The 21032-nt window shown below is 47.8% G+C and carries 18 protein-coding genes; 6 read left to right on the plus strand and 12 right to left on the minus strand.

The features are described 5' to 3' along the window. Positions 1 to 13 precede the first annotated feature (13 nt). From D9Y29_RS22775 to D9Y29_RS26955, 3 genes are all read right to left on the minus strand, one after another. Complete coding sequence (locus D9Y29_RS22775; RefSeq protein WP_127132544.1) at positions 14 to 646, minus strand: Rossmann-fold NAD(P)-binding domain-containing protein; 633 nt, start codon at positions 644 to 646, stop codon at positions 14 to 16. Between the two features lie 161 nt (positions 647 to 807). Then, entirely contained in the window at positions 808 to 1338 is a 531-nt protein-coding gene (locus D9Y29_RS22780; RefSeq protein ID WP_127132545.1) for a DUF4199 domain-containing protein, read from the minus strand. A gap of 124 nt (positions 1339 to 1462) precedes the next feature. Next, complete coding sequence (locus D9Y29_RS26955; RefSeq protein ID WP_127132546.1) at positions 1463 to 1933, minus strand: response regulator transcription factor; 471 nt, start codon at positions 1931 to 1933, stop codon at positions 1463 to 1465. Positions 1934 to 2179: 246 nt separating this feature from the next. Here D9Y29_RS26955 and D9Y29_RS22790 point away from each other — a divergent pair, with 246 nt between their 5' ends. Beyond that, entirely contained in the window at positions 2180 to 4015 is a 1836-nt protein-coding gene (locus tag D9Y29_RS22790; RefSeq protein ID WP_127132547.1) for an ATP-binding response regulator, read from the plus strand. On the opposite strand, the gene D9Y29_RS22795 is transcribed toward D9Y29_RS22790, so the two are convergent. Then, positions 4002 to 5135, minus strand: coding sequence for a terpene synthase family protein (locus tag D9Y29_RS22795; RefSeq protein WP_127132548.1), 1134 nt, complete (start codon positions 5133 to 5135; stop codon positions 4002 to 4004). The two genes, D9Y29_RS22790 and D9Y29_RS22795, sit on opposite strands and share 14 nt — an antisense overlap. A 388-nt stretch (positions 5136 to 5523) precedes the next feature. Between D9Y29_RS22795 and D9Y29_RS22800 the strand changes: the two genes are divergently transcribed. Further along, entirely contained in the window at positions 5524 to 7056 is a 1533-nt protein-coding gene (locus tag D9Y29_RS22800) for a S10 family peptidase (RefSeq protein WP_127132549.1), read from the plus strand. A gap of 57 nt (positions 7057 to 7113) precedes the next feature. Here the strand turns inward: D9Y29_RS22800 and D9Y29_RS22805 are convergent, their stop codons facing one another. Continuing rightward, positions 7114 to 7944 (minus strand): hypothetical protein, encoded by an 831-nt coding sequence (locus D9Y29_RS22805; RefSeq protein WP_127132550.1) that lies wholly within the window; start codon positions 7942 to 7944, stop codon positions 7114 to 7116. Between the two features lie 135 nt (positions 7945 to 8079). Here D9Y29_RS22805 and D9Y29_RS22810 point away from each other — a divergent pair, with 135 nt between their 5' ends. Then, a complete protein-coding gene (locus D9Y29_RS22810; protein ID WP_127132551.1) occupies positions 8080 to 8769 on the plus strand; it encodes a hypothetical protein in 690 nt (229 codons plus the stop codon). Between the two features lie 74 nt (positions 8770 to 8843). Here D9Y29_RS22810 and D9Y29_RS22815 read toward each other — a convergent pair whose 3' ends face one another. Continuing rightward, positions 8844 to 9545 (minus strand): response regulator transcription factor, encoded by a 702-nt coding sequence (locus D9Y29_RS22815; protein ID WP_127132552.1) that lies wholly within the window; start codon positions 9543 to 9545, stop codon positions 8844 to 8846. Between the two features lie 381 nt (positions 9546 to 9926). Here D9Y29_RS22815 and D9Y29_RS22820 point away from each other — a divergent pair, with 381 nt between their 5' ends. Beyond that, complete coding sequence (locus D9Y29_RS22820; protein WP_127132553.1) at positions 9927 to 10811, plus strand: helix-turn-helix domain-containing protein; 885 nt, start codon at positions 9927 to 9929, stop codon at positions 10809 to 10811. Positions 10812 to 10866: 55 nt separating this feature from the next. Then, positions 10867 to 11556, plus strand: a complete 690-nt coding sequence (locus tag D9Y29_RS22825) for an SIP domain-containing protein (RefSeq protein ID WP_127132554.1) — start codon at positions 10867 to 10869, stop codon at positions 11554 to 11556. Between the two features lie 26 nt (positions 11557 to 11582). Here the strand turns inward: D9Y29_RS22825 and D9Y29_RS22830 are convergent, their stop codons facing one another. The 5 genes from D9Y29_RS22830 to D9Y29_RS22850 form a co-directional block, all read right to left on the minus strand. After that, a complete protein-coding gene (locus D9Y29_RS22830; protein WP_127132555.1) occupies positions 11583 to 13613 on the minus strand; it encodes a T9SS type B sorting domain-containing protein in 2031 nt (676 codons plus the stop codon). Between the two features lie 66 nt (positions 13614 to 13679). After that, positions 13680 to 14477: an aminoglycoside 6-adenylyltransferase gene (locus D9Y29_RS22835; protein WP_127132556.1), complete on the minus strand. Its 798-nt coding sequence runs from the start codon at positions 14475 to 14477 to the stop codon at positions 13680 to 13682. Between the two features lie 117 nt (positions 14478 to 14594). Next, a complete protein-coding gene (locus D9Y29_RS22840; RefSeq protein WP_127132557.1) occupies positions 14595 to 15233 on the minus strand; it encodes a hypothetical protein in 639 nt (212 codons plus the stop codon). Between the two features lie 43 nt (positions 15234 to 15276). Beyond that, on the minus strand, positions 15277 to 15894 hold the full coding sequence (locus D9Y29_RS22845) for an alpha/beta hydrolase (protein ID WP_127132558.1): 618 nt from the start codon (positions 15892 to 15894) through the stop codon (positions 15277 to 15279). A 2-nt stretch (positions 15895 to 15896) separates the two neighbouring features. Next, positions 15897 to 16850: a ring-cleaving dioxygenase gene (locus D9Y29_RS22850; RefSeq protein ID WP_127132559.1), complete on the minus strand. Its 954-nt coding sequence runs from the start codon at positions 16848 to 16850 to the stop codon at positions 15897 to 15899. A gap of 85 nt (positions 16851 to 16935) precedes the next feature. Between D9Y29_RS22850 and D9Y29_RS22855 the strand changes: the two genes are divergently transcribed. Then, positions 16936 to 18738, plus strand: a complete 1803-nt coding sequence (locus tag D9Y29_RS22855; protein WP_127132560.1) for a patatin-like phospholipase family protein — start codon at positions 16936 to 16938, stop codon at positions 18736 to 18738. On the opposite strand, the gene D9Y29_RS22860 is transcribed toward D9Y29_RS22855, so the two are convergent. Next, a complete protein-coding gene (locus D9Y29_RS22860) occupies positions 18728 to 21031 on the minus strand; it encodes an aminotransferase class III-fold pyridoxal phosphate-dependent enzyme (RefSeq protein ID WP_127132561.1) in 2304 nt (767 codons plus the stop codon). The genes D9Y29_RS22855 and D9Y29_RS22860 overlap by 11 nt on opposite strands. Between the last annotated feature and the right edge of the window lies 1 nt (position 21032).

The raw sequence follows: 21032 nt of genomic DNA on the forward strand, positions 1-21032 counted from the left end.
TTAAAATAGCCAATTAATTCATTTTGAGAAAATCCAGCATTTGCCTGCTGCTTTCATCGATGGTCAATAAGACAGCTTCATGCTGTACCCTGGCGGAAGCCTGGGCATTGTCCAGTTCCGATTTAGTTTTTTTCGAAAGCTGGTCTTTCGTAACGATGGTGGAAAAAGGGACCATGCCGGTTCTTACATCCAACAGAATAAGCTGTGTGGTGGCAAAGGCCTTGAGGTCCGGGTTGGAAAACAGCTTATACCTGGAATAGATATCGCTGGCAATACTGTACACCACCACCAGGTCGGATTGAAGGCGTACGGCAGCTTCGCGGAGCTGCGTGAAGGAAGGGGATTTCGACACAACGATCTCCGGGACCACAGATACTTTTTGCACACGCGGGCTCTGGCGGAGTTTTGCTGTAAAACTGTCGAGGTAGCTTTGCTGGGTTTTCAGGTAATCCTCATCGTTCCAGAAATAGCGGCGGTTGACGTTGCTTTTATTATCCAGGCGGATAACTGCTACCCGCAATTGCTGCGGGAGTTTGTAATTACCATCAAGCAGGCGCTGAATATTCTCTTCAGAAATGGAAGCGCTTTTGTCGTTGAACAGGGATTGCGTGATGAGCGTATCAGCGGTACCGTAAGTATCTTCCATTCGGGAAGCATTATATCGGGCGGTTCCGCAGGAAAAAATAAAAAACAGGACGGGAAGAGTAAGAGTGAATTTCATGGTGGAAAAAGTTTAGCCCGCAATATATAAAGTGGTTGATATTATTGCGGGCCAGGAAATTCCCAATTAACAATCCTTTTTTAGGATCAGGTCACAGTTGGTTTTGATTTCCGTTTCAGGACCAGGGCGCTGATCAACGCCACCACCAGGCCAACAGGCACTATTTCGCTATAGGTGAGCAGTATCACAAAGAGGGGATTCTTGTACCATTCTGCATAACGGGCCATACTCTGAGCCTGCTCCTGCAATTGTGCCGGCGTGGCTCCACTGTCCGCAGCCCTTTTCATAGCACATTTTGTATATACCTCAATGAAATCGGGCACAAACAAATAGTATTCTACCAGCCATACGGCCACGTAAATAGAAGAAGCCACCAGGGTAATGTACAATCCCACTTTGAATGCCTTGGCAAAACTGATCAGGCCCCCGTTGTATTTATCGCGATAGCTTTTCACGCCCACGAAAATGAAAGCAAAGGCGATCAGCATAGTGGTGTAGCCCACAAGGTCGTTGCCTTTGAAATCCGGGTTGGAGTACATCATAGAGGTTGCCACTATCATCATGGCAGTAACGATAGCGCCGGCTATCAATCCGAAACTGAGCACAATTTTCTTCATGCGGAAGTCGATTTTTTGATTGTTGGAAATGTGAAACGAAATTGGAGGATTCCATTTTTCCATCGTTCATACTTTCGGGTGATTTTCAGTACAGACGCGGAATTAGTACCAAATAGTGAGAGCTTCAGGCTATCATCTGTAAGCGTTTTGCTTTTTCAACGGCTTGCGTTCTCCGTTTCACATCCAGTTTTTCAAACAGACGGGAATTATGTGTTTTGACAGTATTGAGCGAAACAAATAAACGATCTGCGATCTCCTGGTTGCTGAGCCCTTCGGCCATTCCCTGTAATACTTCCAGCTCACGCTTGCTTAAGCCGAGTGCATCGATCGCAGACTGGTTCAGGGGAGAAGCGGCAATCAGCGGCGACACCGCAGAAATTATTTCCGGCTCTTTTTTCCTGGGCGAGGATAGCTTTCCGGCCAGCCAGATTCCGAGCAGGGTGAACAAAATGGCAATGGCGCCAATATAGATTTCCAATGAATTGTTGAGTATAAGCAGTTTTAATTCAAGCCATTTCAACAGGAAAAGCAGGGCGGCCAGGGAGGCGCCATACAATAAGGTGAGTTTGTTTTGTTTCAGCAGACGAAGTAACATCCTGGTTTCAATTAGCCTCAAGGGGCAGGATAAAATTAAAGATTTTTCCTGCTGCAGCCACAGGATAGTATTGTTTCAGGAAATACCTATATTTGGTTGCTCAGAAAGTAAAGAATACCGTAGTGCCTGGCAAACCAAAATCCACCAGGTATAAAACTAAAGCAAAGGTGCCTCTGATTAAATAGCAACGCCAATATGCCTTCCCGGGGCATAAGTTTACTATTTATTAACCATTAACTTAACGGTATGCTTACATCTCTCATTAACCCTGTCATTTCCTTTTTCAATAAAGTAAGAATGGCTTTCGGCAATAGCTGGAGATGGTGGCTGCGTGTTTGCTCCAGTGGAAGCTCCCATATTATTGACGAACAGGAAAAAGAAAGATATACGAAAATCAACCAGTTTGGGATACTGATGACTGTTATACTCAGCTTTTTCATTCCGGTATTCCATTATTTCGCACTTCCCAAACCAGATTTCCGAATCACCATTGGTATCGCAGTTTATGCAGCGCTGAATTTTATTGCCTGGAGGCTCAATAGAAAATGGCAGAAGCCTCTCCATGCAGCCTGGTTATTGTATCTCACCACTTGTGTGGCCATTGGTTATTTCGGATTGATGATGGGGCATTATATCAATCTGCAATTCATGGTCTTCTTTATGCTGGCCATCGCCTTCCAGATCTTCCCGAACGGTAAATCACGCTACCTGGCCATTGGCCTTGCCGTTCTGGTACTGGCGGTTCTCCAATGGGGTTACTTGAACTTCCCTCCATTCGTTTACCTGGACCCGATCGCGGATGCAACCTATATCAAAGTCATCCACCTGCTGGCAATGTACAGTGTTCTCGTTGTTGTACTGCTTACTTCCTGGACCTACGTGGTGAGTAAAGACAAGAGCCATAAACTGCAAAAGTCCAACCGGCATATCAAGACTTATATGGCGCATGTTACGCATGAAGTGCGTTCACCCATCAACGCCATCGGCCTGCTCACCAAAAGGATGCACCGGGAGATCATGAACAACCCCAGGTATGCAGAGCTGGAAGCCTATGCACAGATGCTTAATATGGCCAGCCTCAACGCACAACAGGTGATCTCCAATGTACTTACCCTGTCTGAGATCGAGGCCGGCAAGCCAGAGCCCATCATTATAGAAACTTTCAACGTAAAACAATTCTTTACCAAACTGATCAGCGTCAGCAGTGTTCTTGGACAGAAAAAACAGATCCGCATCAACCTGCTCTTTGACCAGGTTCCATCGCTGATCTCTTCTGATCCGCATAAGATCAGTCATATCGTGAACAACCTGCTCTCCAATGCCATCAAGTTCGGCAACAGGAAAAGCACCGTCACTATTACTGTCAATTGCGATGAGCGTAACGGCAAATGGACTATCGATGTCAAGAACCAGGGCAAGCCCATCCCCCCTGAAAAAATGAATTCGCTGTACGACCCATTCGTGCGTGGCCTTAATGGCACACTGGTGCCTGAAAGCAGCGGACTGGGACTTTTCATCACACGTAACAAAGTGAATGCACTAGGTGGCGAAATCATTGCCGATTGCAAAGATGGATTCACCATTTTCACTGTTACGCTTCCGATGCAGCTGGGTAAGCTGCGTGAAGTAGACAATAAGGAAGAGGAAGAAATGATCCAGACCAATTTCAAAGGCGCGCGTGTTGTGGTTGCTGAAGATGACGCCCTCAATGCAAGGGCGCTCTCCATCAGTCTTGAAACATTAGGCTGCCGCGTGGAAATAGCAGAAAATGGAAAAGAGTTGCTAGAGAGGGCCCAGTCTATGCCAGACCTCATCATCATGGATTATCATATGCCGTTGATGAACGGCGAAACAGCTATCCGTTTACTTAAAGGCAATGAGCACCTGCGCACCATCCCGGTAGTGGTTACTACCGGTGATGTGTTCACAGATTCGCTGGACAAACTCATGGCTGCCGGCGCTGAAGATTTTATTCTCAAACCAATAGAAAGCCTGCCGCTGGCCAAAGTACTGAGCAGGTACCTCGGTGCGGCCAGGATCTTTTCCATCAATCCACCACAGGAAAATATCAACCTAGGCTAACAGGCTTATTAACTTCCTGCAAGCGGGTTTCGGTCCAGATAGACTGTTCCCGCTTGTATCTTTTTGTATAGACCTGCCACATCCAGGATGCCTGAACGATCTTTTCCAAAGTTCCCATATGGGTGGTAAGCGTGTCTGTTTCTTCCGATGCAGGCAGGCTTTGGATCTTGTTATGTATGCGGTCTTTTAACGCGAGGAAATCAGTCAGCACATTCTTTACTATGGAAGCTGCATAATGAATGATCTCCGTAAAGCTCATCTCGGGATTGTTCATTGCCACTGCCATCACCAGGTTGGGATCTGCATTGCGGTCGATCACTTCTTTCTCGAAAGAAAAAAGATCATTGGTGAGGCATCCGAATAAAGCAACCACCCTGTGGACCCTGCGCAGGTGCGCATCCAGCTTAACTTCCGCCAGCCAGTTCCAGTCAAGGAATTTGTTATCACTGTATTCTGCCAGGGAAATGATATGTGGCATACCGCTGGTATGCTTACGCATGCTGATATACTCTTCTACCGTTGGCATATAACCGAGAGCTGCTGCCGAATTATCACGATGTGTTACTTCAATATGATAGAGATAGAGTTTGAGGAATTCCATGAACCAGGACAGTGGGGAAATATCCCTTATTTCTGAAAGCATTTCAACATTGGCCAGTTCCACGCCAAGCGCTTCCGGTATTGTTAATAATTCTTCATCCAGCGAAGTAATACGGGCAATCAGTTCGCGGGCTTCGCGTTGCTGTTCCGTAGAGAGATACTTGTAGATCTCGCGCCCCATAGTGTCGTTGAGGTAATAATCTGTTGCGAGATTCTTCACCAGGGCGGTTGCGCGCTGAAAATCGGCATCGGGAAAAAGGAAAAGTGCGCTGGTAACATAGTGCCTGGCATTGGGCAGCCAGATACTGAAGCGTTCACCGAATTCCTTTACCACATCAACCAGCTTCTCCGTTTGTGGATGAGGGTTATACTGGCGGCAGTAATCTGCCAGATCGAAATCATCCGGATTGAAAAGTTCACGGAGTGAGAATGCTTCGGACTTCACCATCCCGGCATAGTCGCGCTGCACTCTGATCAGGGCAATACGGGTTGCTACCTGAACGGAATGTTCATGTTTCATAAAACAAGGTTTAATGATTAATAGTATGTATCAGTCAATACAATCCTTGCATCGCAATGCGAAGCAATATGCATACATAGGAAACATAGCTATTGATGGATCAGGAACTGTTCTACAGGGAATGGATTGCAAAAATTGCAGAGGGAGAGAGTAAGCTATCCTGACAAATTTCAATATAAAACGGGAAAAATGAACAGTATCCGCTGAGTTTATCTTTTTTTCTACAGAGTTGTCTTTTACCATAAACGAAGTGTCTCATATGAAATGGTCATATCGCTTTCAGCAACCGTAAATACCTGAATCAAACCGCTGAACGGTGCCCCTTTGTGATTTTTACCTTTATTCCTTAGATTGCCACATTCCAGAACCAACCAAACGGAGAATACATATGAAAAAATCTGCTCTGATCCTGATTTCCATTTTTGCCATTGTGCAGGGAAATGCACAAACCAAACCCACCTCCAAAGAAGTACCGGTGGTGAAAGAAGAAAAACCCGGCGCCTCAGCACGCATACTCAATCCCGATCATTTTGTTGTTACAGAAAATGCTGTAACGGTTAAGGGCACACGAATCCCATACCGAACCACCACAGGCACCATGCCTGTATGGGATGATGACGGCAAAGTGATCGCAGGCGTTTTCTATACTTATTATGAACGAAGCGATGTTAAGGATAAAACATCAAGACCGCTAGTGATCTCTTTCAACGGTGGCCCCGGCTCTGCTTCAGTATGGATGCATATTGCGTATACAGGTCCCCGTTTGCTCAATATCGATGATGAAGGATACCCCGTTCAGCCTTATGGTTACAAAGAGAACCCCTACTCCATCCTGGACGTTGCGGATATCGTGTATGTGGACCCGGTGAATACAGGATTTTCCAGAATAGTGGACAAGAATACGCCCACCACCAAATTCTTCGGCACCAGGGCAGACATCAAATACCTCGGTGAATGGATCAATACATTTGTAAATCGCAGTAACCGCTGGGCAAGCCCCAAATACCTGATCGGCGAAAGTTATGGCACCACAAGGGTATCCGGACTGGCCCTGGAACTGCAGAACGCGCACTGGATGTACCTCAACGGCGTGATCCTGGTATCCCCCACAGATCTGGATATCGAGCGTTCAGGCCCTGTCAGCGGCGCCAACAGGCTGCCCTATTTTGCCGCCACCGCCTGGTACCATAAAAAACTGGAACCAGCCCTTCAGCAGAAAGACCTTACAGACATGCTTCCGGAAGTGGAAGAATTTACTGTGAACGAACTGCTCCCCGCTCTCGCAAAAGGTGGATTCATAGAAGAAGCGAAAAAGAAAGAACTGGCCAAAAAGATCGCACGCTATTCCGGCATCCCGGAAAACGTGATCTACCGCAATAACCTGGTACTGTCTGTGAACCAGTTCTGGAAAGAACTGCTGCGCGATAAAGGCTACACTGTAGGGCGGCTGGACAGTCGCTATCTAGGCGTAGATCGCAGCGATGGCAATGAATCTCCCGACTTCAATGCAGAGCTCACCAGCTGGCTGCACTCCTTCACGCCTCCGATCAATATGTACCTGAGAGAAGAACTGAAATACAAGACAGACCTCAAATACAATATGTTCGGGCCGGTTCATCCCTGGGACAGAACGCAGGACCGTACCGGCGAAAACCTCCGCCAGGCAATGGCGCAGAACCCCTGGCTCAAAGTAATGATCCAGAGCGGTTATTACGACGGCGCCTGTGATTATTTCAATGCCAAATACAGTATGTGGAATATCGATCCCAGCGGTAAACTAAAGAACAGGCTCAGCTTTGTTGGGTATCGCAGCGGTCATATGATGTACCTGCGCAAAGCAGACCTGGAAACTTCGAATGAGGATATACGTAAGTTCATCAAAGCCTCACTTCCCAAACCCGGTGAACCGGCAAAATATTAAGGGCTCAGCGCATGGCCAGTCGCTCGCCATCCCGGCGGGTGACTGACTGCTCTTTGCCTAGTAATAAGTGTACAGGTAATCAGGTTCTGTGAAAACAGGAAAACCAAGCACTGTCATCAGGCTGCTCTCCGGGTAGCAGTTTGCATTATACTTGTATTTCAGTCCTGATGTGATGTCTGCTCCGGTACCTGTATGGTCCTGCCAGCGCTGGTCTGTATAATTATTGTTGCCCCAGTAACGGAAGATGCCGTAAGCATCATCCAGGTAGAACATGTAAGGAGCCAGATCTTTGAAAGGGTTCTTTCGATCGTCCCTTTTATAGGTGTAGGTGGATTCCTTTGTGAAAGCGCTGCCATCATACCAGTATTCTTCACCTCCTGTGATATTGTTATTGGCATCGGTTTGCAGGTCCCAGTAGAAAAAGATTTCCGCAGGCGTATTGTAGCGTTCCAGTTTCACGAGTTTATCATTATGATACCGGAGCCTGATGCCAAAGCCATCGTCGTTCTTCAGGTGCATGGAATCCACTCTTCCTGCAGCATCGTAACGGAAAATGACCGTATCATAAACATCTCCTGTTTCATTGAAGAGCAATTCCCCTTCGTTGATCTTTCCTCCCGAATAGAACAGGTTGATGGTCCTGTATTCCGTAAGCGGTTCGTTGACCTTGATGGAATTGATGGTGCCATCGGTATTCCAGGTGGCTTCCACGTAAGAATCTGCTTCGGCGGTGAACTGGACTCTTTTGATCTTCTGAACAATTTCATTGCAGTTGACGCTGCCGGATCCGGGATCACCGGTACCATCGGTGGTATCGATACTTTTTTCTTTCGAGCAGGAAGATAAGGCTACCAGGGCGGATAAGATCAATACTGAAAGGGATCGCATAATGATGGGGTTTATAATCGGGCCGTAAAATAGAGAAAAAATGGAAAAACGGACTCTTCTATTGTTAAGCAAGATGTAAAAAGGACTAACCCTTTCCGGGCTGCTCTTCCTCTTCTTACCTTTAAGATAAAAAATATGAAAGCCCTGATCTTATTCGCAATCATGCTTCCTGCCATTGGTTATGCACAGAGCAGGAGCCTTGCCCAGTTCGTGACCTGGCAGCCGAATCCAGGCATGGAAAAGCAATTCGAAGAAGGATACAAGCGGCACCTGGACTGGCATGCAAAAGCCGGTGACACCTGGAACTGGTACGGATGGTTCTTTATTTCCGGGCCACGCGCAGGACAGTTCATGGATGCCACTATCGATCATGCCTGGGGCGATTTCGATAATCCGGTGGATCCCGCCGGAGACCATGCAGACAATGAGCAGAACACCGTCCCCTATGCCAGTTTCATTGGAGCTGCCAAACTCAATGCTGTAACATCCCTCAGCCGTCCCGGCAAATATGGCCTTCGGTCGAAATACATGAAGATGATCACCCTTCAGGTGCTGAATGAATACTCAGCCACCTGGCGCATCCGCAACCTGCGCAACAGGGTGGAAGATAAAAAAGGGATCAATTTTTTCGTTACTTATAAAACGATCGATGGCGGCAGGATGGACCACTGGTATATCCTGATCGGGGCAGACAGCTGGGCCGACTTTGAAGCCTGTGTGGATGCAGGTGATAAGCTATTGGATTCCGGCGTTTTCAAATCAATGACCTCGGAAACCCTTCTCTACCGTCACGATCTCAGCCGCTTCCCTGAAGAAAAACGATAAATCAATTTCTGTACAAATGGAAAAAGCCTGTAAAGCGTAAGCTCTGCAGGCTTTATGCTGATGAAAGACATCTCTTAGTGGAAGGCGGAAGCCATATGGTGACTGGCATCCTCTTCAGGTGAATGAATACGGATGATCTTACGCGAAATAGCGTACTTCAACAATCCCACAGTTGTGCGAACGCCCAGTTTCTCCTTCATATCCTGACGGATCTTTTCAATACTTCGCACACTCAGGAAGAGATGGTCAGCAATTTCTTTATTGCTCTTTTCTTCCCATAGCAGTTGCAGTACTTCACGTTCACGATCGTTCAAAGGAATTTCTGCAGCCCCGCTTTTTTTGAAATTGTTCTGTTTGTTCCAGTACATCGCTTCGGTGAACAACCGGCTGCGGAAGATCCGCTGCTCTGAAAGGGCAACAATGGCCTGGATCAGTTCTTCGGGTTCATCTGTTTTACTGAGGATACCCGCAACGCCTGCATCCAGGAGACTACTCAGCAGCTCCATGTCTGTACACATACTCAGTACCAGTATCCTGATATCGGGATACTCGGACTGGATGATCTTGACAGCATCATTGCCGAAAAGTTTGGGCATGAACAAGTCCATGATGAGGATATCAACATGCTCCTGTTTCAGCTTTTCCAATAAATCCGGGATGTCTGGTGATTGTACTACTACCTGAACGTTTTCCTGGGAGGATAAAAAATTGTTGAGCGTTTTCCGGAATAAGGTGTGATCATCAACAATAGCAACATTTGTTAACTTGGATAGCATAAGGTTATAGTTATAAGGTTTTACAGCCGCAAAAACATTTCGGTTACACAAGGCAGTTTTAAAACCTGTCAGTAACGAAGAATAAATTTAAGGAAAATTTCTGCATGAAATTCAGGGGAAAAAGCCCTTCCAATGAGGTTTTTACACTGTTCGTTGTAAATAAACGCTTTAGTGCATGCGAGAATTTTTATTAAGTTAAAATCCTATTAATCTAACCTAAGTGTTCCTGCTTATTTTGGCAGGGGATTTTCCGTAACGCCCGCAAAGAAAGCACATCCTGCTGGAAATTACTGTTTGCGAAGACCTTGTTCCGCAATTCGCAATGCAATTACAGACGGACTGCTGAATTTTGCAGAACTTGCATCCGCCACAATTTATGTTATGGGACGAAGAAAGAAGAAACAGGAAAATATTCCCCTGCACACCGCCGAGCTTGCTGATTCTGCCGGGTTCCGGCTGGAATATTTCGATCTGAGTTCCGAGTTCGATTCCTCTGCTGCACTGGAAGCGCACCGGGACGATCACTATGTATTCTATGTGCAGACCCAGGGGCATACCGAAGTGATACTCGACTTTGAAACCCTGCAACTGGATGGCATCGTAGCGGGTTATATCAGGCCCGGGCAGATCCATCATTATGTTAGAAGATACAGCGCCGGTTATTTCCTGGCCGCCGACCCTTCCGTACTCGACCAGCATTCCCGCACTGTTCTCGAATACGAACCAGCCTGCCGCCAGATAGTGAACCTCCGGGAAAACGATCCCATCCTCCAGTGCATGCACCTGCTGCTCTCCACCTGCCGCGAACCTGTTCTTCACCCGGCTCAGTTGAATGCACAACTGTCTCTCGTAAAGGCTTTCACCAACCTGCTGGCTGCAGCACTAACGCAGCAGCATAGCCGCAATACTAAACCACAGAGCCGTGCAGATAATATTTTAGTGGAATTCAGGAAACTGGTGAAACAACATTTCCTCATGGCCAAAAGTGCCGGACAATACGCATTGATGCTGAACATTTCCACCTCTTATCTCAATGAAGTAGTGAAACAACAGACAGGTTTCACCGCCAGCTACTGGATCCAGCAGGAAGTTCTGCTGGAAGCCAAGCGCCTGCTGGTGCATACTGATCTCAGCGCAAAGGAGATTGCTTACAGAACTGGTTACGATGATCCCACTTATTTCAGCAGGCTCTTCAAAAAAGTATCCGGCTGCTCTCCGCTCTACTTCCGTGCAAAGCACCACGAATTGTCCAATCAAAACCCATGATCGTCTATTCCCCGGGCCTGCCATTGTTTGTTGCTTTGCATAAAACAAGAAACAAGTGGAACAAGCAACAGGAATAAAGTACAAGCTCACCGGACTGCTGGAATCTGCTCTGGCAAAGCGTGGCACTGTACTGTACATTTTGCGGCATTATGCAGGCATGTACGAAGTGAGAGTGCATCTTCCGGATACGAAGATGGAAAACTGGAATAAACCCCAACATATCAAATGCAAGGTGGCTGCGGGCCGCTACCGGGATTATACGCCGGCGGTCTGGGACCCCATCACCAAAAGCTGCTCACTCTTCATAGACACATCGCATGAAGGCCCGGGAAGCGAGTGGGCAAGATCATTGAGGTCAGGCGATCCGCTGACCTATCTCGGCATCGACTCCTATGGCAAAGCGCCGGTAGATACAGCAGAACAGGTCTACTTCGGGGATCCCAGCGCCATCGGGCATTTCTTTGCATTGATGCAACTCACCAACGGGCCTGGAAAGATATCCGGCAGTATCATCGTGCAACATGAGCAGCACCGGGAAGCATTCGAAGCATCTTTCCCCAGCCTGAGCATCGATACCGTTTGCAGTACAGAAGCGCTTGCAGCCAGCTCTCCGCTGATCTACGATGCGCCTGACAAACAGTTCTACCTGGCAGGCAATTCCATGATGGTGCACTCCCTCCGAAAACTGCTGAAGCAGCAGGGTGTTGCAGCACATAAGGTCCATGCACAGGGTTTCTGGAAATAATGGAAAAAAGAAAACAGGGATAATGCTTACCGGATAAGTACTGTGGAGCCTTTTTTGAAAACCTGCCGGCCGCTGTCTTTATCGGTATACTTCAACGTCCACACATAAGCTCCGGACGGCTGTGGTGTTCCGCGAAGTGTTCCGTCCCATTTCTTCGTCCAGTCCGTGGTACGGAATATCAACTGTCCATAACGGTTATAAACGCTGAATTCGAGATTGGTAGCTTTCCAGGCATTGAGCGGGTAGAGATAATCGTTATTGAAATCATTGTTCGGAGTGAAGGCATTGGGCACAGCGATATAACAGGTATACACAACCTGTAATTTTTTCGTCATCGTATCTTTACAGCCTAAATCGTTGGTGACTACAAGCTGCACGATATGGAATTTGGACCTGCCGATGGTTACCTTCGGATAGCGCTGTGGCAGCGGGTTGGGTGAATTGCTGCGGAAGCCATTATCGAAATCCCATTCCCAGCTCTGTATCTTTCCGATACTGGCATCTTTGAATTCAGCGGCATCTTCCGGACAGAGCACATCCGGCAAATTGAAGCGGGCGTCCAGTTCATTGTCCAGGTTAATAATGGTATCTTTCGCAGCCGTACAGAATCCATTAGACACCATGAGGTTGATCTTTTTCAGACCGAAGGTCTTGAAGATATACCTCGGATTTTGTTGATCGCTGATATCCCGGTCGTTGAAGTTCCATCGCCAGGCTTTCACATCATTTCTGGAAGTATAGGTAAAATCCACTGTATCTGCTTTGCAGCCCCAGCGAATGGCATAATTAAAATCGGCATTCACTGTATCCTTGAGGATAAAGTCTACGCGGGAGCCTGCAGGAGTGGCCTGCCGGCATTCATCTTCGAGCGTGTTTCCATCCGTACCCTGCACTAACTCCAACGTATAGGTGCCACCTGTCTGAATGGGGCCTGCAAATTCCACTTTGATGGTGGAACTTACGCCATTCACGCAATTGCCGGAGGCCCTGACCACATTCACTGCTGTGGGACCTGTGACGCGGAAGTCGCTGCCATTGGCGGCTATAGAGCCACACCACATCGGCTTCTGGAATACCAGCTCTACAAAGCCCGGAGCACAGGCAGAAGGCCGGATACTGTCCATCGGAGTATAAGGCACGGGCAATACGTTGAATGGAATATTGGCGCCTACAGGCACTGCCTTATTACATTCATCCAGGAGCGTATTATTATCTGTTCCCGTTTTCACATTCACGGTATAGTTACCAGGGGGCAGTGCTCCGCTCATGTTGAGCATTACGGTATCCATATCGAAACTGTTATTGCAGCGTGAGCTAACGGCGGAGAGTATCCGTAATCCAGGAGGCAAGGGAGAAATGGTGAAATCCGATCCGTCTCCTGCAAGGCTGCTGCACAATAATTTCTTATCGAGCCTGATGGTAACCGTTATACCGCCGCATCCGGCCCATGCTTTATCAGGCTGGGGAGGATTGGGATCTGTGATAACAGCCGTACCATTTTTGAATTCAAGATCATAACCACTTTGTGAATCGGTGAAATGGCTTACGAGCAGCAGGTATTGTCTGCCTGCCACCAGGTTGGGCATGGCGGTGAAAGTAGGCTTTCCGTCATTTCCCCGTGAACCACAAACCATAAAAGGTGCGCCGCCATTTCTGGTGCCGGTATTACCGCTGGTGCCGGACCAGTTACCGGCCACTACCAGGCTTTTGTCTGTATACACATCATTTGGATCGCGACCGGTGATATCGAACAATTGCCAGTCGTAATCATCTCCTGCATTATTTGGCCGGATCTCAAAGCCCAGCGTGCCGCTGACATAACAGGTGAACTTATACCAGAAAGGATTTTTATCGGAGTAGCCGAGGCCATCATTTTCACAATTGGGAACGGGGATCGAGCGGGTTTCGCAGATGGGAACAGTTGATTGTTTAAACACCATGCTTCCGCAGACAGGAAAAGCAGTGGAAGGGAGTTGTCCCCTCGTGGTACAGTTTTGTCCCTGCAGGTGGATGGTGGTTAGCAAAGTCAATACCAGCGCCAGTATTCTCATATGCATTGTTGCTTGACTTCCCGGGAAGTAAAATCGTTGCAGAAGCTGTCAACTTAAATTCTTCAAGAAGGATCAGTTATTGATCCTTTGCGGCAGTTCAGCAATTTCATCATAGTATTCAAGTACTTTATTCTCCGTTCCGGTCTGCAATTGAACGTTGCTGTCGTACAAGTTGCTGCGGAGATCGCGGTACATTTCAATACATGTATGGATGGCTTTGAGGATGGATACCCTGTCGTGCGTAGCCAGCGTGCATTTCAGTTGTTGCAGGGTGGATTCCGGCAGGTACTTTTCCAGTTTGCGCACACCGCGAGGTAATTGTCCCTGACTGATAAGGAGCAGTGGCCCCAGCACCATATTGCGGATAGCCGAAAGAAAATCGATGGCTTCAAAGTACTCTCCACGCCCCAGTTTGGTAAGGCCATAATGGACCCAAATCCAAAACCTGTCTTCAATCCATTGATAGCCGGGGCGGGGCCATTCAGCAATAGTCACCTGCAGGCTCTGGTCTAACTGTCCAAATACATCCGATAAGATCACGGGATCCTCCACCCGGAACGCAAATTCTTCCAGTGTGAGGAATTTTAGATCTACATGTAACAAGGGATCGTCATACAAACAGATCAACAGGCGGGGCTCTCCTACATGCTCCCCGGTAAAGGCAGACAGGAGATTCCCGAACTTCTTCGCCCAGGTCATCATGCGTTGTTCATCGCCACCCACTTTGTTTTTTGTGACCAGCACCAGGTCAAGGTCAGAAAACTCATCCAGCTCATTGCTCAGCCATGAACCGGCAGCCGCCAGGCCGATGGCTCCAGGGTCTTCTGCTACAATGGCCGCAGCACGTTCAGCAAACAGGCGTTGTATCATAACGGATGCAATTGGTCTGTATCTAAGATACCCAATTATAGCGGGATGAGAGTCAAAAATAAAAGAAGGAATTATCACCAGGTTTGGCCAGCGCCCTGGAAATTTTGATGTATGCTTTTATCTGAAAACAAAAAATAGAAAGATCAAAGTCCTCACCAGTCCGATATTGAACACGATCCATCCCTGGTTTACAGTCCAGTTATCATATAATGGCATTTTGGAACCATCTTTCATGGTACGTTTGGCGGTGATCATCAGCGCCCCCATCAGCATACCGACAATAGCGAAAATTATCGCCAGCAGATAGGTAATTACCAGGGTGTTTGTACTGATCCTTTCCTTACCATCGATCTCTTCTTTGTTGAAAACAGAAAGAACAGCCAGCCCGTCCGTTTTCACATTTCTTTGCTGTAGTAATCTTTTTGCCAATGTCTGGTCCAGATGATTCCAGTCTTCCGGCATTTGCAAAACCTCCAGCAACTCTTCATCAGAAAACTGGAAAAGATAATAATCCGAAGGAAGATCATCTATCTGTTTTTCCATTTCTTTATTCACCAGTGATTCCACTTTTCCAAAATCCTGCTGCCTCACTTTCACAACATACTTCGGTTCTGAATCTTCACCCAGATAGATATTGTCGAGTGGGGCTCTCAAGCGCTCCGCATCGAAAACAATATTGTTCGCATCCAGTAATGCTGCAAATTCCTCAGCTTCTTCTTTCGTGTAAAATTTGGACCAGGTAAGGAATGATGACATGGGATCGGTTTTTGGACTACCCTAATTTACATTTTCCCTTCGATTATTTGAACATGAGTTTTTTCACTTGTTCTATTTCATCTTCACTGATAGTATGTCCCATCCCCTTGTAGATCTTATCGGTTACAGCTGCATTCATGGAGCGCAGGATGGCCGCGGATGCCAGTACCCGGCTGGCAGGCACATGGGGATCAGGATCACTGCTGCCAATGAAAATCGGTGTCTGGTTGAAATCACCGCCATAATTACTGGTATCGATATCGGCTCCGATCAGTCCACCCGTAAAAGCGATCACTCCTCCGTAGCGGTTGGCGCGGCGTGCTGTATACTCCAGGGTAAGACAGGCGCCCTGCGAGAAACCGAGAAAATAAAGATTCTCTTTTTTGATGCCGGCGCTCACGATATCAATCACCACTTCATCCAATACCTGGATAGCGGAGCTGAGCCAGGGCTCATTCTCTTCCACGGGCGCCATGAACGAATAAGGATACCAGGTATGATTGGTAGCCTGCGGCGCCAATTGTGCAAATTCCTGTACCGGAAGATATTCAGCCATCGACAGTATGCCGGATGCATCCGCTCCCCTGCCATGGATCATGATAATAGCCGAAGCCGCTTCAGACAAAGGTTTGCCAGCGGTGACCACTTGTTTTGTATGCATAATTATTTATATTGATCGATATGAAGTGATACAGGTGGCAGTTCATTTTCCAGTTTGCTGCGACGCCCCTCATATTGCGGAGGCAGTTTCAGCATTTCACCGAGATGGGCAGGATCCTCGTCCACATCGAAGCCGGGACCTGAAGTGGCCACTTCAAACAACACACCGCCGGGCTCACGGAAATAGATACTCGTAAAATAATTTCGGTCAAGGATCGGCGTTGGATTAAGGGAACGGTCCATTATTTTTTTCTGAACGGCGGTTTGCGATTCCCTGTCGGGCGTTGCAAATGCGATATGGTGCACGGTACCGCTGCCGCCCAAACCACGAAGGCTGTCCGGTGTACAGAGGATGTCTACATAATTACCGGGAGCATTGCTGGCTGCAAAACGGAAACGGTTGCCTCTTTCAGCGATCAACTGATGGTCCATTTGCTCCGTGAGCAGTCCGGCTGTACGCTCATAGCCCTCTTCCCAGATCTCCACGCTGTAAAAGCCTTTGATGGCATGTTCCGGCGGAATCTGTCCATAGGAGAATCCTGGCCTCTTATCCGTATCATTGAACACCAGCTCCAGTCCCAGGCCATCACTGTCTTCAAAATAGATCACGGTCTCCATATTGAAGCGGTCTTCGGCAGGCTTGTAGTTCACGTTGAATTTCTTCAGTCTTTCTTCCCAGTAACCAATAGACGAAGCTGGAACAGAGAATGTAGTGGTATTGAGCATTCCCTTGCCATGACGGCCTCTCGCCAATCCTGTATAGGGAAAGAAAGTGAGGATACTGCCGGGGTTACCAGCCTCATCGCCATAATAGAAATGATACACATCAGGGGCATCGAAATTGATCGTTTTCTTTACCAGTCGCAGCCCAAGTATACCTGTATAGAAGTCCACATTTTTCTGGGAGTCGGAAGCGATAGCTGTTACGTGATGAATGCCTGTGATCAGTTGTGCCATATCGGTGAATTTGAGGTGATCAAATATCCTTGTTTTTAAGCAAATATTTTCTGTAACTTTTCGGGCTGAATCCAAACCATTTTCTATGAATCCCTCCACGAGTCAGCCCCTGGAGCTGAGGGTCATCGACGGATGCACAACCATTGAGCCTGAAACACCACTTCAATCCATTGCGCTCACCTTTTCTGGTGGCGGGTTCCGCGCAGCCAGCTTTTCACTGGGCGTACTCTCCTACCTTCACCGGATACCATTTCAAAACAAGTCTTTACTTCAAAAGGTTCGCTTCATCACCAGCACCTCCGGCGGATCCATTACCAATGCGGGATATGTAAGCAGCCTGTACACCAATCCACAGCACAGTTTTCCATCTTTCTACCAGGAGCTTCGTGAAAAAATGGAAGGCGAACAATTGCTGCAGGAAGCTTTCGGGATATTGCGGGACAAAAAAAACTGGACTGATTCCGGTGAATTCCTGGACGAAAAAGGCAGCAAAGTTATCATCAAAAAGAAGCGCAATCTCATCAATGCTTTCGCGAAAGCATACGACAAAATGCTTTTCCATCATGTAACACTGGGAGAGATAGCCGATGCCAACCATGAGAAAGTAAAACCACACCTGGAAAAAGTCTGTTTCAATACCACTGAGTTCAACAATGGGATCAATTTCTATTTCCAGATCAATGCGCACCGGCATCATGTACTTCGTAACGGTAACGGGTACCTGAAATTTTCCAATAATAATACAGCAGGCCGTCTCAAGCTGAGCGATGTAGTGGCTGCTTCCAGCTGCTTTCCCAGCGGTTTCGAGCCTATTCTCTACCCCAACGATTTTGTACATGCAGGAAATACCAATGTGAATGAAATGCTGCAAGGTCTGGAATACGAACACAATAATCCACTGGATATTGCGTCTGTTAAGAACAAAACCTTTGCATTGATGGATGGCGGCATCTGCGACAATATGGGATTACGGGCCGTTCAGATGGAAGACAGCCGTCGCCTCAACGGCAAGGCAGGAAACAGGAAAACAGAACATCACCCTTTCGACCTGATCCTCTCCTGCGATGTCAGCAGCTACTTCAATGATCCCTACCAGGAACCCAATGGTAGTTCCGGGAATGTATTGAGATTCCTCACTATCCAGCGACTGATCAATATCTGCAAATATTCCAATATCCTGCTGCTGGCCTGCATTGCTTCTATCCTGCTGAATATTGCCCCCATTGCAGGCTACCTGCTGCTGATACCTTCTTTTATTTTATCACTGCTCTACTGGACCGGTTACGCCAAACTGAAAAAAGCACAAAAGGAAAATAAAGGATCGATGGCAGTGGCATTCCGCTACCTGGATTATTTCCTGCGGCTGCCCCTGAACAAACTGTTGCCGATGGTGAACGAAAGATTGAAAAGCTCGCTGATGCTGGTGAGCGACCTCTTCCTGAAACAGATCAGGAGAGGACAATACGAGCATTTATTGTCCAAGCCCATTATGAAGAACCGGGCATTGGTCTGCCTGATCTATGAATTCAGCAGCGCGCATGAAGTCAGGAGATTGAAGAACCTGGAAGATGCAGACGCCGGCTGGTGGGATAGCATGAAGCCTGAACTGATGCCTTCGAAGGCCGTTCAGCAATTGGTGGATGAAGCCAGAATGATGGGCACCACTCTCTGGTTTGATGAAGAGCAAAAAGAGAAAAAAGATAAAGTGATCGCAGCCGGGCAACTCACGGCCTGCTACAACCTGATCAAACATATCTGCCGCCTGGAAAGCCTGCACGAACGTTACAAACTGGATACAGACCTGCAGGAACTAAAACAGGGGCTGCTGAACGACTGGAAACGCTTTCAGCAAAACCCCTGCTTTATGATCGATAACCTCAATGCATAGCCGATAATACAGCATCGAGCTGCTGCACCATCTGCAAGGCATTTTCACGGGTGAATACCAGTGGTGGTTTTATTTTCAGCACATTGTGCAAAGGACCATCGGTACTAAGAAGAAAACCTCTTGCTTTCATCGCCTGCACTACCTGGTCGATCTCGGGAACAGCCGGTTCCTTGGTTGTTCTGTCCTTCACCAACTCAGCCCCCACGAACAATCCATGTCCGCGCACATCCCCAATGACCTGGTGTTTAAGCATCAGGTCTTTCAGTAACTGCAACAGGTAATCGCCTGTATCCTTCGCCTGCTGTTGCATTGCTTCATCCTTTATTACATTTAGAACTGCAGAACCGGTGACCATGCTCACCGGATTGCCGCCGAAAGTATTGAAGTATTCCATTCCATTATCGAAAGCATTGGCAATCTCTTCCGTAACCACAACTGCCGCCAGCGGGTGCCCGTTACCGATAGGTTTGCCCAGCACCACGATATCCGGTTCCACTTCCTGCAACTGGAAACCCCAGAATTGCTCTCCTACCCTGCCGAATCCCACCTGTACTTCATCAGCAATACAAACGCCGCCCGCAGCTTTCACGTATGCGTATACGGATTGCAGGTAGTTATCAGGCAGGGGGATCTGTCCGCCTACACCCAGTAAGGTTTCGCAGATGAATGCAGCCGGGGCCTTATGTTGCTGTTTCAATTCAGCAATGATGCGCTGCACATCCGCTGCATATTTTTCACCTGCTTTGGGATCGCCGTACTGGTATTGCCCGCGGTAAAGATCCGGCGAGATGGCTTTGTGCACCCAGGGCTGCTGCCCGGCCCCACCTTTGCCATCGAATTTATAGGGGCTGATCTGGATAGCCACAGTGGAAGTACCATGGTAGGCATGGTCCAGCACTATCACATCTTCCTGTTTCGTAAAATGACGGCTCATGCGGATGGCCAGGTCATTGGCCTCACTGCCGGAGTTGGTGAAATAACAGACCTTCAGCCTGGAAGGCAATGTGGCGGTGAGCGCAGCGGCATATTCTTCCAGCCCATCGTGTAGGTAACGCGTATTGGTATTGAGCCTCGCGATCTGTTGCTGCATACGGCGCACAACCACAGGATGGCAGTGCCCTACGTGGCTTACATTGTTCACACAATCGATATAAGTTCCTCCTTTGTCGTCATACAGATATTGCAATGCGCCGCGTGTGATCTTCAGCGGTTGATCATAACTGATACAAAGATTGCGTCCGATATATTTTTTCCTTTCGGCCAGCAGTTCTGAATAATCATTTTCGGAAATAATGGACGCAAATCCACAGGCTTTTCTGAATGCTTCCTGCGCTTTTACAGGATTGCATTGGATCAGGTATTCGAGTAATTCCCAGGCGGACTTTTCCGTAACGAAATGATGTTCATTGGTGCTGCCATTGGCCGTATTCATGGCCGATTCAGCAACGCTGATGCACAACCGGGCAGCGATAAGCCAGTACAACAGGTCAGTTTCCTGTTCAGTAAGCGGGTAAGCTTTGTGGTAGCCGCCCACCACCAGTGATGCTGCATGCAATGGGTCCTTCGCATCAAACATGGCATAAGTGCAGGCTACAGCCAGGTTATTGATCAGGGCAGTATACACCATATCGCCAAAATCGATGAGGCCGGAAATCTTTCCATTGGTCACCAGGAGATTGTAATCATTGGCATCATTGTGCACATAAGCATGCCTCAGGGAACTCAGTACAGGTTGCACTTCTGTATCGAATTGCAGGAGAAAATAACCTGCAATCCGCTTTTGATGCGGGTCATTGATGTATTTCAATTTCCTGTTGGCATCGGGCGCCATGCTGATATCCCAGGTATAACGCCGGTGCATAGCCGGGTGTGAAAAGGTGCTGAGATGGCGGTCCATCGTTCCCAGGAAATTCCCGAGATCAGCATAAAGACTGCCCGGACGGACTGTTGATGCCGCCCAAAAATTTCCTTCCAGGAAGTTGAGCAGGCGGAGATAGTATCGTTTTCCATCGATCAGCACCGGCACCATTTTCAACTGTTCATCGATAGCCGGATAATGCTGCTGCAATCTCGACCCCACCGAGGTAAGCGCCAGGTGTTCCGTGATCTTTACCTGCGCCCGCAGGAATGCCGCACCATGCTGATCTGTTCCTACTTTGAAAACGTACCGTTTTCCATCATTGGCGGTGATGAGATAATTCCATTCATCATATCCACTCAGATCTGTTGCCTTACCGGCAATCCCGAAATACTGCTTTACGAGCAGGTTCACTGCGTCTGTAGAAAATCTCATG

This window comes from Pseudoflavitalea rhizosphaerae (genome assembly GCF_003991355.1).
Lineage (GTDB): Bacteria > Bacteroidota > Bacteroidia > Chitinophagales > Chitinophagaceae > Pseudobacter > Pseudobacter rhizosphaerae.

What these genes read in the sequence shown, in the direction of transcription:
- D9Y29_RS22860 (WP_127132561.1), bottom strand. Translation starts at nt 21,031, where the DNA reads ATGAGATTTTCTACAGACGCAGTGAACCTGCTCGTAAAGCAGTATTTC.
- D9Y29_RS22850 (WP_127132559.1), bottom strand. Translation starts at nt 16,850, where the DNA reads ATGGCACAACTGATCACAGGCATTCATCACGTAACAGCTATCGCTTCC.
- D9Y29_RS22790 (WP_127132547.1), top strand. Translation starts at nt 2,180, where the DNA reads ATGCTTACATCTCTCATTAACCCTGTCATTTCCTTTTTCAATAAAGTA.
- D9Y29_RS22830 (WP_127132555.1), bottom strand. Translation starts at nt 13,613, where the DNA reads ATGCATATGAGAATACTGGCGCTGGTATTGACTTTGCTAACCACCATC.
- D9Y29_RS22835 (WP_127132556.1), bottom strand. Translation starts at nt 14,477, where the DNA reads ATGATACAACGCCTGTTTGCTGAACGTGCTGCGGCCATTGTAGCAGAA.
- D9Y29_RS22795 (WP_127132548.1), bottom strand. Translation starts at nt 5,135, where the DNA reads ATGAAACATGAACATTCCGTTCAGGTAGCAACCCGTATTGCCCTGATC.
- D9Y29_RS22815 (WP_127132552.1), bottom strand. Translation starts at nt 9,545, where the DNA reads ATGCTATCCAAGTTAACAAATGTTGCTATTGTTGATGATCACACCTTA.
- D9Y29_RS22780 (WP_127132545.1), bottom strand. Translation starts at nt 1,338, where the DNA reads ATGAAGAAAATTGTGCTCAGTTTCGGATTGATAGCCGGCGCTATCGTT.
- D9Y29_RS22800 (WP_127132549.1), top strand. Translation starts at nt 5,524, where the DNA reads ATGAAAAAATCTGCTCTGATCCTGATTTCCATTTTTGCCATTGTGCAG.
- D9Y29_RS22820 (WP_127132553.1), top strand. Translation starts at nt 9,927, where the DNA reads ATGGGACGAAGAAAGAAGAAACAGGAAAATATTCCCCTGCACACCGCC.
- D9Y29_RS22775 (WP_127132544.1), bottom strand. Translation starts at nt 646, where the DNA reads ATGGAAGATACTTACGGTACCGCTGATACGCTCATCACGCAATCCCTG.
- D9Y29_RS22810 (WP_127132551.1), top strand. Translation starts at nt 8,080, where the DNA reads ATGAAAGCCCTGATCTTATTCGCAATCATGCTTCCTGCCATTGGTTAT.
- D9Y29_RS22805 (WP_127132550.1), bottom strand. Translation starts at nt 7,944, where the DNA reads ATGCGATCCCTTTCAGTATTGATCTTATCCGCCCTGGTAGCCTTATCT.
- D9Y29_RS22855 (WP_127132560.1), top strand. Translation starts at nt 16,936, where the DNA reads ATGAATCCCTCCACGAGTCAGCCCCTGGAGCTGAGGGTCATCGACGGA.
- D9Y29_RS22845 (WP_127132558.1), bottom strand. Translation starts at nt 15,894, where the DNA reads ATGCATACAAAACAAGTGGTCACCGCTGGCAAACCTTTGTCTGAAGCG.
- D9Y29_RS22840 (WP_127132557.1), bottom strand. Translation starts at nt 15,233, where the DNA reads ATGTCATCATTCCTTACCTGGTCCAAATTTTACACGAAAGAAGAAGCT.
- D9Y29_RS26955 (WP_127132546.1), bottom strand. Translation starts at nt 1,933, where the DNA reads ATGTTACTTCGTCTGCTGAAACAAAACAAACTCACCTTATTGTATGGC.